The 11,585-nt window shown below is 74.1% G+C and carries 13 protein-coding genes; 7 read left to right on the top strand and 6 right to left on the bottom strand.

The features are described 5' to 3' along the window. Positions 1 to 38: 38 nt before the first annotated feature. Together greA and ACFUEL_RS24495 are read right to left on the bottom strand one after the other, a co-directional pair. The gene (gene greA / locus ACFUEL_RS24500; RefSeq protein ID WP_380238904.1) at positions 39 to 536 is read right to left on the bottom strand and encodes a transcription elongation factor GreA; all 498 of its coding nucleotides are present in this window, start codon (positions 534 to 536) and stop codon (positions 39 to 41) included. A gap of 320 nt (positions 537 to 856) precedes the next feature. Next, a complete protein-coding gene (locus ACFUEL_RS24495) occupies positions 857 to 1,330 on the bottom strand; it encodes a DUF4307 domain-containing protein (RefSeq protein WP_380238903.1) in 474 nt (157 codons plus the stop codon). A gap of 158 nt (positions 1,331 to 1,488) precedes the next feature. Between ACFUEL_RS24495 and mca the strand changes: the two genes are divergently transcribed. Both mca and ACFUEL_RS24485 read left to right on the top strand, forming a co-directional pair. Further along, a complete protein-coding gene (gene mca, locus ACFUEL_RS24490; RefSeq protein WP_380238902.1) occupies positions 1,489 to 2,358 on the top strand; it encodes a mycothiol conjugate amidase Mca in 870 nt (289 codons plus the stop codon). Positions 2,359 to 2,445: 87 nt separating this feature from the next. Continuing rightward, on the top strand, positions 2,446 to 2,637 hold the full coding sequence (locus tag ACFUEL_RS24485) for a hypothetical protein (RefSeq protein WP_380238901.1): 192 nt from the start codon (positions 2,446 to 2,448) through the stop codon (positions 2,635 to 2,637). An 82-nt stretch (positions 2,638 to 2,719) separates the two neighbouring features. On the opposite strand, the gene ACFUEL_RS24480 is transcribed toward ACFUEL_RS24485, so the two are convergent. The 3 genes from ACFUEL_RS24480 to ACFUEL_RS24470 are packed head-to-tail and all read right to left on the bottom strand — an operon-like array spanning position 2,720 to position 4,718. Continuing rightward, positions 2,720 to 3,592 (bottom strand): haloalkane dehalogenase, encoded by an 873-nt coding sequence (locus tag ACFUEL_RS24480; protein ID WP_380238900.1) that lies wholly within the window; start codon positions 3,590 to 3,592, stop codon positions 2,720 to 2,722. Positions 3,593 to 3,624: 32 nt separating this feature from the next. Beyond that, positions 3,625 to 4,029, bottom strand: a complete 405-nt coding sequence (locus ACFUEL_RS24475; RefSeq protein WP_380238899.1) for a pyridoxamine 5'-phosphate oxidase family protein — start codon at positions 4,027 to 4,029, stop codon at positions 3,625 to 3,627. After that, positions 4,026 to 4,718: an NAD(P)-dependent oxidoreductase gene (locus ACFUEL_RS24470; protein ID WP_380238898.1), complete on the bottom strand. Its 693-nt coding sequence runs from the start codon at positions 4,716 to 4,718 to the stop codon at positions 4,026 to 4,028. The genes ACFUEL_RS24475 and ACFUEL_RS24470 overlap by 4 nt, the downstream gene beginning before the upstream one ends. 77 nt (positions 4,719 to 4,795) lie before the next feature. Here ACFUEL_RS24470 and ACFUEL_RS24465 point away from each other — a divergent pair, with 77 nt between their 5' ends. The 3 genes from ACFUEL_RS24465 to ACFUEL_RS24455 all read left to right on the top strand — a co-directional run bounded on the left by ACFUEL_RS24465 (position 4,796) and on the right by ACFUEL_RS24455 (position 8,691). Beyond that, positions 4,796 to 5,422, top strand: a complete 627-nt coding sequence (locus ACFUEL_RS24465) for a TetR/AcrR family transcriptional regulator (RefSeq protein WP_380238897.1) — start codon at positions 4,796 to 4,798, stop codon at positions 5,420 to 5,422. A 308-nt stretch (positions 5,423 to 5,730) separates the two neighbouring features. Further along, complete coding sequence (locus tag ACFUEL_RS24460; protein WP_380238896.1) at positions 5,731 to 7,800, top strand: thioredoxin domain-containing protein; 2,070 nt, start codon at positions 5,731 to 5,733, stop codon at positions 7,798 to 7,800. A 39-nt stretch (positions 7,801 to 7,839) separates the two neighbouring features. Further along, on the top strand, positions 7,840 to 8,691 hold the full coding sequence (locus ACFUEL_RS24455) for a GNAT family N-acetyltransferase (RefSeq protein WP_380238895.1): 852 nt from the start codon (positions 7,840 to 7,842) through the stop codon (positions 8,689 to 8,691). 79 nt (positions 8,692 to 8,770) lie between these two features. Here ACFUEL_RS24455 and ACFUEL_RS24450 read toward each other — a convergent pair whose 3' ends face one another. Then, the gene (locus ACFUEL_RS24450) at positions 8,771 to 9,709 is read right to left on the bottom strand and encodes a hypothetical protein (protein ID WP_380238894.1); all 939 of its coding nucleotides are present in this window, start codon (positions 9,707 to 9,709) and stop codon (positions 8,771 to 8,773) included. A gap of 254 nt (positions 9,710 to 9,963) precedes the next feature. On the opposite strand from ACFUEL_RS24450, the gene ACFUEL_RS24445 reads away from it, so the two are divergent. Next, positions 9,964 to 10,641: a papain-like cysteine protease family protein gene (locus tag ACFUEL_RS24445; RefSeq protein ID WP_380238893.1), complete on the top strand. Its 678-nt coding sequence runs from the start codon at positions 9,964 to 9,966 to the stop codon at positions 10,639 to 10,641. An 11-nt stretch (positions 10,642 to 10,652) separates the two neighbouring features. Continuing rightward, positions 10,653 to 11,495, top strand: a complete 843-nt coding sequence (locus ACFUEL_RS24440; protein WP_380238892.1) for a hypothetical protein — start codon at positions 10,653 to 10,655, stop codon at positions 11,493 to 11,495. Positions 11,496 to 11,585 lie beyond the last annotated feature (90 nt).

Below are 11,585 nucleotides of genomic sequence, written 5' to 3'. Positions count from 1 at the left end.
CACCCGGGGGAGCGGCCGTCGTCACGCGTTCGCGCAGGTCAGCCGGAGAACGGCTTGGCGTCGATGATCTTCACGCCGGCCTTCTTGCCGTTCGGCAGCTCGTACTGGGCGTCCTGGCCCACCGACTTGCCGATGATGGCCCGGCCCAGCGGCGACTGCGGGGAGTACACGTCGATGTCGCCGTCGGTGACCTCGCGGGAGGCCAGCAGGAACTCCATGGTGTCGTCCTCGTCGCCGTCGAAGGCGACCTTCACCAGCATGCCTGGGGCCACCACGCCCGAGTCGGCCGGGGCCTCGCCGACCTTCGCCCGCTCCAGCAGCTGGGTCAGCTGGCGGATCCGCGCCTCGGTCTTGCCCTGCTCGTCCTTGGCCGCGTGGTAGCCGGCGTTCTCCTTGAGGTCGCCCTCCTCGCGCGCGGCCTCGATCTTCTGGGCGATCTCGATGCGCCAGGGCCCGGTCAGGTGGTCAAGCTCGGCCTTGAGCTTGTTGTAGTGGTCCTGAGTGAGCCAGGTCACGTCATCGTTGGTCTGGGTCACAGGGTGCTCCTCGTCGGTGCTGGCGCCGCCCCGGGGGTGGACCGGCGGCGGTGGGTCGATTTTCTGGGCAGATGCAAAGCAACGCCCGCTCCCGAGCCGGTCGGCGCGGAAGGGGCGAAATCACGAGCCTAACAAGTTCCGGGCCCGGACGGGAGGGCTGCGGGCGGGCGCGGCCCGGCCGCGCGGCGATGCCCTCCGAAAGGGTGAGCGAGCGGGCGGCGCGGGCGGTCACCCCCTGCGGGTCACCCCCCGCGGGTCACTCCCCGGGCGGGTCGCTTTCCGGGCGGGTCATTCCCCGGGCGGGTCGCTCCGCGGGCGGGTCACTTCTTGTCGGGGGTGCAGCCGAGCAGTTCCGCGGTGGTGCCGCGGGCCGTGGTGCGCAGCGTGACCACCTCGTCGTAGCTGCTGCCCGCCGCCGGGACCTGGAAGTCCGACTGGCCGACCACCGCGCCGTCCGCCCCCTGCGAGCGCACCGTGCACACCCCGGAGGTGCCCTCGCTCTTGCGCACCGACAGCTGCAGCTGCACCTCGGTGTCCGAGACCGTCTGGAAGGTCGGCACCGTACCGTTCAGCTCGGTCTCGCGCAGCAGGTACGAGCCGCCCAGCCAGGCGATCAGCCCCAGGAACAGCACCCCGCACACCACCGCGGCCACCCGCAGCCTGCGGTCGGCCGCCCGGTCGTCGACGCGGCTGTAGCGGCCGGCCGGCGGCGCGGACTGCGGGGCCGGCTGCGCCGCCGGCTCCGGCGCGGTGCGCGTTCCGGGCCGGGGCTCGGGCGTAGGGCTGTGGTCCATGGCGGGGATCGGTCCTTTCGCGGAGCGGCGTTCGTCCTTCGGTGGGAATGGACGGGCCCTCCAGTCCGTCACTATAGGAGGGGCACGTCCGCGCCAGAGGCGGCGGGGGAGCCGGCCCGACGAACCCGGACATACCTGTACCTGAAGGGGATCAGGCGTTGAGCGAGCAGTTGCGTTTGATGGCGGTGCACGCGCACCCGGACGACGAGTCCAGCAAGGGCGCCGCCACCATGGCGATGTACGTGGACCAGGGGGTGGAGGTCCTGGTCGCCACGTGCACCGGCGGGGAGCGGGGGTCGATTCTCAACCCCAAGCTCCAGGGCGACGCGTGGGTCGAGGAGAACATCCACGAGGTCCGCCGCAAGGAGATGGACGCCGCCCGGGAGATCCTCGGCGTCCAGCAGGCGTGGCTCGGCTACGTCGACTCCGGCCTCCCGGAGGGCGACCCGCTGCCCCCGCTGCCCGAGGGCTGCTTCGCCCTGGAGGAGGTCGAGGTCGCGGCCGGCACCCTGGTCAAGCTGATCCGCGAGTTCCGCCCGCACGTGATCACCACGTACGACGAGAACGGCGGCTACCCGCACCCCGACCACATCATGACCCACAAGATCACCATGGCGGCCTTCGAGGCGGCCGGCGACCCCGAGGCGTACCCCGAGGCCGGCGAGCCCTGGCAGCCGTCCAAGCTGTACTACAACCACGGCTTCCCGATGGGCCGGATCCGCGCCCTGCACGCCTACCTCAGCGAGAACGGGCACGACTCCCCGTACGGCGAGTGGATCGAGGGCTGGGAGAAGTCCGGCCGGGCCGAGCGGGAGATCACCACCCGGGTCGAGTGCGCCGACTTCTTCGAGACCCGCGACAAGGCGCTGATCGCCCACGCCACCCAGATCGACCCCGACGGGCCCTGGTTCCGCGTCCCGCTCGACATCCAGCGCGAGGTCTGGCCCACCGAGGACTACGAACTCGCCAAGTCCCTGGTGGAGACCGACCTGCCCGAGAGCGACCTCTTCGCGGGCCTGCGCAAGTAGCCCCCGCGGTCGTTTCGCCCCGCTTCGCCCCGCCCCGTACCACCCCCCGGTGACCCGGCCGTCTTAAGGCCGGGTCACCATGGAGGAATGAGCACCCCCGTGAACCCCGTCCAGCTCGCCGCCACCCTGGCCCTCGACGAGGCCAAGGTCACCCCTGGCCTGCTCGGCTTCGTCGTCTTCGCGGCTCTCGGCGTCGCCACCTGGTTCCTCCTGAAGTCGATGAACGCCCGCTTCAAGAAGATCGACTTCACCGAGCAGCCGGACCCCAAGGACGACTGACCTCCCGGCGCGCGGCGGCCTCCGGGCCGCCCGGTGCGTCGGCCGCCCGCCGGCGGTGCGCGGACGGCCCGGTGCGCCGGCCCTACCGGCGGGCCAGTCCGTGGCGGTCGGCCCAGGCGTGGATCGACGCGGCCAGTTCCTCGGGGCGGTCCTCCGGGGAGTGGTGGCCGGCCGGGCCGTGGCGGGAGACCTCCAGGCCCGCGATGTTCTCCTCGCACCAGGCCACGGCGCCGTGGTCGGTCATCGCGCCCGGGCCCGGTTCGAATGCGGCCAGCAGTTTGGGGACTTCGGGGCTGGCGGCCAGCCAGGCGTCGTAGCGTTCGATGCGGGCCACGACGTCGGCGGGCTCGCCGTCCAGCGGCATCATGCGCGTCCACGCCAGCACCGGGCGGCGGCTGTGCGGGGTCGGGAAGGGGCGGCGGTAGACCTCCAGGTCGGCGGGGGCGAGCGGGGTGGCCAGTGTCTGCGGGAGCCCTTCGACGAACAGCGACTTCTCCAGGACCATCTCCTCGCCCACCCCGGGGGTGCGCAGGAGGGTGAACAACTCCCGTCCGGCCGCCGGGAACTCGTCGCCGACCAGGGGCTTGACGATCGTCTCGGTGAAGGCGAGGCCGCGGACGCGGTCCGGGAGGCGGGCGGCCCGGTCGAAGGCGAGCGCGCCGCCCCAGTCGTGGCCGACGAGGACGGCCTCGGTGAGGCCCAGGGCGTCGAACCAGGCGTCGAGGTAGCGGGCGTGGTCGTCGAAGGTGTAGGCGATGTCCGGCTTGCCGGACTCGCCCATGCCGATGAGGTCGGGGGCCAGCAGGCGGCGGCCGGGCGCGGCCACGCCCGGCAGGACGTTGCGCCACAGGTGCGAGGAGGTGGGGTTGCCGTGGAGGAAGACGAACGGCAGCCCGTCGGGGTCGCCGGACTCGCGGTAGTGGAGGGTGGAGCCGAGGACGGGGAGGGTGGGCATTGCGGATGTCACTTCCGTTTCACCGGTGGGAGTCAGGAGTTGGGGCTCAGGACGCGGTCGACGGCGATCTCGACGACGACCAGGTCCGGCGGGGTCGGCGGGGCCGCGCGGTAGCGGGCGGTGTAGCGGCGGATCGCCTCGGCCAGGCGGGCGGGGTCGTCGGTGACGGTGGCCCGGCCCTCCAAGGTGGCCCAGCGGAAGCCCTCCGCCTGGCAGAGCGCGACCCGGGCCGCCGGGCCGCCCGCCGCCACGTTCCGGGCCTTGCGGGATCCCGCCCGGGTGGTCACCCGGGCCAGGCTGGCGGCCGCGTCGAAGGTGAAGCGGACCGGGGTGACGTGCGGGGTGCCGTCGGGGCGCAGGGTGGTGAAGCAGGCCGTGGCGGGGCGGGTGAGGAAGACCCTGGTGGAGGGCGGGAGTTCGAGGGTCGCCCGGCTCACTTCTTCTTCACCCCCTCCTGCCAGATCAGCTTGGCGATGTTCGGCTTCACGGCCGTGGTGATGACGCCCATCGGGGCGCGGACGTACCTGCGCTCCTCCAGTTCGCGCAGCATGCTCGCGGCGAGGTCGGCGCGGGCGGTGAAGACGCCGTCGGCGCTGTCCTGTGCGGTGCGGAAGTCCGTGACGACCGGGTGCTCGAAGAGGCCCGAGGGCCGGACCAGGGTCCAGTCGAGGTCCGTCCGCCGGATCACGGCCTCCATGCGGCGCATGTCCTCGTGGAGGGTGCGGCCCAGGCGCCGGTTCACCAGCGGGTCGAGCACGTGGTTGAAGAAGTGCGCGCCGGTGGGGCGCCAGTTCGGGTCGGCGATGCTGGAGCTGACGGCGAGCAGCCGCTTGACGCCGTGCCGGGCCATGGCCCCGGTGATCGCCGTGGCGCTCGCCGAGTACGTGGTGACGGCCTCCTTGCTGAAACGCGCGCCCAGCGCGGACAGCACGGCGTCCGTCCCGGCGACCGCGGCGTCGACGGCCGCCGGATCGGTGGCGTCGGCGACCGCCACGGTCAGGCCCGGCCGTTCGGCGACCGAACCCGCGCGGCGGGTCACCGCGACGACTTCGTGTCCGGCCGAGAGGGCCTGGTCGGTGAGGTGGCGGCCGGTCGGTCCGGCGGCGCCGAAGACGGTGATGCGCATGGTGTCGGGTCATCCCTCCGTGTGGGTCCTGGAACGCCCTTGACTCTGCCGATCCCGGAACGCGAGGCTCAACGACGATGAATAACCCCGCCCCCGCCCCCGCCCGCCCCCGAGGCCGCCCGCGCGGCAACCCGCCGACCCGCGAGTCGATCGTCCCGGTGGCCCGCGCGCTGTTCCTGGAACGCGGCTACCGGCGCACCACCCTGCGCGCGGTGGCCGAGGCCGCCGGGGTCGACCCGGCACTCATCGCGTACCACTTCGGTTCGAAGAAGGGCCTGTTCGCGGAGGTGATGCAGTTCCAGTGCGCCAACGTGCTGGCAGTGGACGAGGTCCTCGGCGGCGAGCCGGCCACCCTTCCCGACCGCCTGGTCGACGCGGTGACGGAACTGTGGGAGGACGCCGACTTCCGGCAACTCACCGCCCAGGGCGACGAGGCCGCGCACGTGCTCCGCGAATACCTGGAACACGAGCTGCTGGCCCGACTCGTTGAATTTCTCGGCGGCCGGGACGCCACCGCCCGCGCCACGGCCGTGGTGACGATCCTCGGCGGCCTCATCTACACCCGCTACCTCAACCCGCTGCCCACCCCCGCCGCCCTCACCCCGTCCGAGATCCGCCACGTCCTCACCCCGGCGCTGCGCACGGCCCTGGCCCCGAGACCGCGCACCGCGACGACCGCCGGAACAGGCCGGCGGACCCCCTGACGGCGCCGCCACGCCGGGGCGCCGGCACGCCGGCCGGTACGGGCCTCGGAGGCAGGGCGCCGGGCGGCTTCCTGGCGAGGTGAAGGCCGCTGGATCAGCTGCGGCAGCAGTCGGACGCCGAGTAGCCGCAGCCCGGGTAGTTCCCGATAGGGGCTTCCCACCAGTCCGTGAACCAGGCCGTTCGCCTGTGGCCGCCGTCGAGACGTCCGTTTCGGCGGCGGCCGTCACGATGATTTCCCGTCACATCCGAGCACGACGCCCCGCCGGGCCGTTCCCGCAGCGAGCCGGGCGCCTGAAATACTGCCGCCATGGCGAACCGGCTGGCACACGCGACCTCCCCGTACCTGTTGCAGCACGCCGAGAACCCCGTGGACTGGTGGCCCTGGGGGCCGGAGGCGTTCGCGGAGGCGGAGTGGCGCGGGGTGCCGGTGCTGCTGAGCGTGGGGTACGCGGCGTGCCACTGGTGCCACGTGATGGCGCACGAGTCGTTCGAGGACGAGGCGACCGCGGAGTTCCTGAACGAGCGGTTCGTGGCGGTGAAGGTGGACCGGGAGGAGCGGCCGGACGTCGACGCGGTGTACATGGAGGCGGTGCAGGCGGCCACGGGGCAGGGCGGGTGGCCGATGACGGTGTTCCTGACGCCGGGGAAGGAGCCGTTCTACTTCGGGACGTACTTCCCGCCGGAGCCGCGGCACGGGATGCCCTCGTTCCGGCAGGTGCTGGAGGGCGTGGACAAGGCGTGGACGGGGCGGCGGGACGAGGTCGGGGAGGTGGCCGGGCGGATCGGCCGGGACCTGGCGGAGCGGGCCTCGGTGTACGCGGTGGGGAGCGGGGTCGCGCAGCTGCCCGGGGAGGGTGAACTGCACGCGGCGCTGCTGGAGTTGACGCGTTCGTTCGACGAGCGGCGGGGCGGGTTCGGCGGGGCGCCGAAGTTCCCGCCGTCGATGGTGCTGGAGTTCCTGCTGCGGCACCACGCGCGGACCGGTTCCGCGGCGGCGCTGCGGATGGTGGAGCGCACCTGCGAGGCGATGGCGCGCGGCGGGATCTACGACCAGTTGGGCGGCGGCTTCGCCCGGTACGCGGTGGACGCGACCTGGACGGTGCCGCACTTCGAGAAGATGTGTTACGACAACGCGCTGCTGCTGCGGGTGTACCTGCACCTGTGGCGGGCCACCGGCGAGGAGCGGGCGCGCCGGGTCGCGCTGGAGACCGCCGACTTCCTGCTGCGCGAACTGCGCACCCCCGAGGGCGGGTTCGCCTCCGCGCTGGACGCCGACTCGCTGGACGCGGCGAGCGGGAAGAACGCCGAGGGCGCCTACTACGCGTGGACGCCCGGCCAGTTGGCGGAGGTGCTGGGGGAGGCGGACGCCGCCCTCGCGGTGGAGCTGTTCGACGTCACGGGGACGTTCGAGCACGGCAGTTCGGTGCTGCAACTGCCCGCGGACCCGGCGGACGGCGGGAAGTACGCGGAGATCCGGGCGAAGCTGCTGGAGGCGCGGGCCGGGCGCCCCGCCCCCGCGCGGGACGACAAGGTGGTGGCCGCCTGGAACGGCCTGGCGATCGCCGCGCTCGCCGAGGCCGGCGCGCTGCTGGAGCGCCCCGACCTGGTCGAGGCCGCCGAGCGGGCCGCCGACCTGCTGATCACCGTCCACCTCACCCCGGAGGGCCGGCTGCTGCGCACCTCGCGGGACGGCCGGGCCGGCGCCAACGCGGGCGTGCTGGAGGACTACGCCGATACCGCCGAGGGCTTCCTCGCGCTGTACGCCGTCACCGGGGACAGCTCCTGGCTGCAACTGGCCGGGGAACTCCTCGACCTGGTGCTGCTGCACTTCACCGACGAGGCGTCCGGCGCGCTGTACGACACCGCCGACGACGCCGAGCAGCTGATCCGCCGCCCGCAGGACCCGACCGACAACGCCGCCCCGTCCGGCTGGAGCGCCGCCGCCGGCGCCCTGCTCGGGTACGCCGCGTACACCGGCTCGGACCGCCACCGCACCGCCGCCGAACGGGCGTTGGGCATCGTCGCCACCCTCGGCCCGCGCGCGCCCCGGTTCACCGGCTGGGGCCTGGCCGTCGCCGAGGCGCTGCTCGACGGCCCCCGCGAGGTCGCCGTGGTCGGCGCCGCGGACGACCCGGACCGGGCCGCGCTGCACCTGGCCGCGCTGCGCTCCACCGCGCCCGGCGCGGTCGTCGCGGTCGGGGAGCCCGGCGGCACCGAGGTGCCGCTGCTCGCCGACCGCCCGCTGCTGGACGGCCGGGCCGCCGGGTACGTGTGCCGGCACTTCGCCTGCGAGCGCCCGACCGCGGACCCGGCGGAGCTGGCAGACCGGCTGCGCGGCGCTCAGGAGGAGCGGGACGGGCGGGCGGGCCGGGGGTAACCGCTGGCCGCGGGCCGCGGCGGTGGGAGAGGATGGGGCATGGTCTGGACCCTCACCACCTCACTGGCCGAATTCCGCGCCGCGGCAGGAGAGTTCCTCGCGGCCGACCCGGCCTGGAACACCGTGCTGCTCACCATCATCGACCGGGTCGAGCGGGACGGCCCGTACGTCTACGGACCGGTCGCGCCGCGCTACGGCTGGTGGCAGGAGCCGGACGGCACCGTCACCGGTGCCACCCTGCGCACCCCGCCGTACGGGCAGCGCCTCGGGCGGATGGGCACCGTGGCCGCCGGGGAGCTGGCCCGGCTGCTCGCCGACCAGGAGGAACCGCTCGGGTCGGTCGGCGGCGGGCGGGCGGAGACCTTCTCCTTCGCCGCGGAGTGGGAGTACCACACCGGCCGCAGCTGGTGCGTCGAGACCGACGAACGGCTGTACCGGCTGGGCGAGTTGACGCCCCCGCCGAAGCCCCCGGCGGGGCGGGCCAGGCTCGCCCGGGAGGCGGACCGGGAGATGGTCTTCCGGTGGCTCGGCGAGTTCTGCGTCGAGGTCGGGATGCAGACGCCCGACGACCTCCGGGAGGACGCGGACCTGCGGATCGCCGCCGACACCCTGATGCTCTGGGAGGACGGGGACGGCCGGGCCGCCTCGCTCGCCGGGGTGAGCCCGGCCGTCATCGGGATGTCCCGGATCGGCCCCGTCTACACGCCCCCGACGCGGCGCGGACACGGTTACGCGAGCGCGCTGACGGCGGCGGCGTCCGCGCACGCGCGGGCCCACGGGGCGGCCGAGGTGCTGCTCTACACCGACCGCGCCAATCCCGTCAGCAACGCGATCTACCAGCGCATCGGCTACGTCCCGGTGGGGGACGCGGTGCACGTGGTCCTCCGGTAGCACGACGGCGCGACGGGCACGCAGGCGCGCGGACGGGGGCGCGCGGTCAGGGCCGTGCAGGCGCGCGGACGGGGCCGCGCTACTCCCAGTCCCAGCGCAGGCCCAGCAGGCAGGGCGGCAGGTCGGCGGCCACCAGGTGCGCGCAGTGGTGGCCGTCCAGGGTCAACTCCTCGATCTCCAGCGGGGACTGGCCGGGGGTGCGCTGGGTGAAGCGGTCGCAGCGGACGGGCAGCGCCGCCCGGTCGAAGGACACCTGCAGGACGTACTGGCCGGCGCCCGCGTTGAAGCCGCGCACGTACTCGTGGCTGGGGCCGCCGGACGGCGCCTCGTCGAAGCCGTAGCCGAGCAGGTGGGTGTCGCCGGTGCGCAGCCGGCGGTCCAGCAGCAGTTCGGCGACCAGCAGGTTCGCGGCCGGATCGCGCCGGATCCGGCCGGGCCGGCAGTTCTCCTCGGCCCGGACCCGGACGCGTTCGATGTCGCAGCCCGGATCGCCCTGGTAGATGGCCAGGTACCGGTCGATGCCGTCGCGGTGCGCGCGCAGCACGTGCTGGGAGTCGCGGCGCAGCAGCCGCCGGTCCGCGCCGACCCGGATCCGCTCGATGTGGGTGATGGTGTGCAGCCCGGTGTCGGGCGGCCCGGACAGTACGGCGAGCAGCCCGTCCACCGCCTCGGCCGGGCTGATCAAGTCCCGGTACGGGCGCACCGCCGGGCCCGCGGGCGCCGGGTCGGGGGCGTGGCGGCGGGGGCCGAGCAGCCGGGTCAGCGAGTGCTCGGGGAGCTCCAGCACCTCCTCCAGCACCGCGACGGCGCGCAGTGACTCGGCCCGCTCCGGGCGCCGCAGCCCCTGCTGCCAGTAGCTGAGGCTGGTCACCCCGACCCGCACGCCGCGCTGCGCCAGCCGCTCGCGCAGCCGGTGCAGGGCGAGGCCGCGGGCGGCGATCGCGGCCCGCAGGGCGAGGTGGAACGGCCCGGTGCGCAGGGCGAGGGCCAGTTCGGACGGTGCGGACGGCTGCTGCAACGGCCACCTCCTCGATCGACCGTGGATTGACCGTGAATATTCACACCTCCGGGCCGCCCTGTCATCGGCCCGGACGATATCCGCGCTGCCCAGGGCCGTCGCGTTCACACCGCCGCCGGGCCCGTTCACACCCCGACCGCCTTCCGGGACAAGGCCGTTGACCTGCGCACCGGCCCGGCCGGATGCTCGTCCCGCGCCGTCCGGACGCGCCGCCCCCACATCCACTCCTCGCCCCTGCCAGGAGGCCGACCCCCATGCCACACCTTCCGATCCGGCTGCGCCGGACGGCCGCCGCACTCGCCCTGGGCGCCCTCGCCCCGGTCCTGAGCGTGGCCGCCACCACCCCCGCCCACGCGGCCACCGCCCCCACGGCCGCCGCCGCCGTCCAGGCCCCCGCCGCCCAGGCTCCCGCCGCCCAGGCTCCCGCCGCCCAGGCCCCCGCGCTGGCCGGCACCTCGCGGATCCTCAACATCACCATGCAGGCCCAGCAGCAGAGCAACTGGTGCTGGGCGGCCGGCGGCAACACCATCGCCACCTACTACGGCTACACCTACAGCCAGAACCAGTTCTGCAACCTGGCGTTCGGCCGCTCCGTCAACTCCACCTGCCCCAACAGCCAGGCCAGCCTGGCCGAGGTGCAGAACGCGCTCTACCGGATCGGCATCAGCACCGGCTCGTACGTCAACGGGTACCTGCGCTACTCCACCGTGCAGAGCGAGATCGACGCCGGCCGGCCGGTCGAGACCCGGATCCAGTGGAGCTCCGGCGGCGGCCACATGAACGTCCTGTACGGCTACGACGTCAACAGCAACTGGCTGTACTGGGGCGACCCCTGGCCGTCCAACTACCGCTACAACTGGGGCGACTACACCTACTACGTGAGCAACGGGTCCTTCTCCTGGACCCACTCCCTGTACCGGATCGGCGCGTGAGGAGACCCGTCATGAGCAACCACCGCGTCCGCGCCACCCGCACCGCGACCGCCCTCGCCGCCGTCGCGCTCACCCTCGCCCTCGCGCCCGCGGCCCACGCCGCCGACGCCCCCGCCGTGCCGGTCGCCCCCGGATCCGGCGAGCTGGCCGCCGCCCGCAGCGCGACCCAACAGCCCGCCGTCATCGACAAGTTGGGGCACTTCTTCGCCCGCGGGGGAGTGCCGCCGACCCAGCCGCTCGGGATCAGCGCCGCCGACGAGGCCAGGGCGGCGAGCGCCGCCGCACCCCGGCTCACCGGCGACACCGTGCCCGTCTACACCCTCTCCGCCGCCTTCGTCGCGGGCCGGGCCGGCGCCCCGGTCGCCGAGGTCGAGTTCACCGCGACGGCGGCCGTCGCCGCGGACGGGCAGCGCGCCTCGGTCTGGACCGCCCGGCAGGACGGCAGCTGGCGGGTGGTCAACATCGCCTCCGGCGGCGACGAGACCGACTACGCGGCCCGGGCCGCGGCGGACGGCGGCACCGCCTTCCGCGAACCGCAGATCGACGCCTGGTACGAGGTCAAGGGCGGCCGCGTCCTGCCGCTCGACGAGGACGCGCGCCGCTCGGTCGGCGCGCACGGCACCACCGTCGCCGCGTACCAGCGGCTCGTCCAGCAGCGCTACGGGGACAAGCTGCCCGGCTCCGGGTACGACGCCTCCGGCCGGGCGGGCGGCTTCGAGACGGCGGCGGCTCCGGCGGCCGCGGCGGACCGCGATGGTGTACCGCTGCTCGCCGCGGGCGGTGCGGTCGGGTTGACCGCGCTGGCCGGGACGGCCCTCGGGTTGCGGCGGCGCAGGGCCCGGATCAAGTACTAGACGAGTAGTTCCGAAGTCAGCTGGTTTTGCTGGTTCTGCTTCGGACATGCAGGAAGGGTGTCCAGCATTCGGGTTGTGACGACCGAAGAA

The organism is Kitasatospora sp. NPDC057198, assembly GCF_042670125.1.
Classification (GTDB): Bacteria; Actinomycetota; Actinomycetes; order Streptomycetales; family Streptomycetaceae; genus Kitasatospora.
Note: the sequence above shows the minus strand (reverse complement) of the source record. Positions and strands in the feature narration are given on the sequence as shown.

What these genes read in the sequence shown, in the direction of transcription:
- ACFUEL_RS24495 (WP_380238903.1), bottom strand. Translation starts at nt 1,330, where the DNA reads ATGGACCACAGCCCTACGCCCGAGCCCCGGCCCGGAACGCGCACCGCG.
- ACFUEL_RS24485 (WP_380238901.1), top strand. Translation starts at nt 2,446, where the DNA reads ATGAGCACCCCCGTGAACCCCGTCCAGCTCGCCGCCACCCTGGCCCTC.
- ACFUEL_RS24480 (WP_380238900.1), bottom strand. Translation starts at nt 3,592, where the DNA reads ATGCCCACCCTCCCCGTCCTCGGCTCCACCCTCCACTACCGCGAGTCC.
- ACFUEL_RS24470 (WP_380238898.1), bottom strand. Translation starts at nt 4,718, where the DNA reads ATGCGCATCACCGTCTTCGGCGCCGCCGGACCGACCGGCCGCCACCTC.
- ACFUEL_RS24465 (WP_380238897.1), top strand. Translation starts at nt 4,796, where the DNA reads ATGAATAACCCCGCCCCCGCCCCCGCCCGCCCCCGAGGCCGCCCGCGC.
- ACFUEL_RS24460 (WP_380238896.1), top strand. Translation starts at nt 5,731, where the DNA reads ATGGCGAACCGGCTGGCACACGCGACCTCCCCGTACCTGTTGCAGCAC.
- ACFUEL_RS24455 (WP_380238895.1), top strand. Translation starts at nt 7,840, where the DNA reads ATGGTCTGGACCCTCACCACCTCACTGGCCGAATTCCGCGCCGCGGCA.
- ACFUEL_RS24445 (WP_380238893.1), top strand. Translation starts at nt 9,964, where the DNA reads ATGCCACACCTTCCGATCCGGCTGCGCCGGACGGCCGCCGCACTCGCC.
- ACFUEL_RS24440 (WP_380238892.1), top strand. Translation starts at nt 10,653, where the DNA reads ATGAGCAACCACCGCGTCCGCGCCACCCGCACCGCGACCGCCCTCGCC.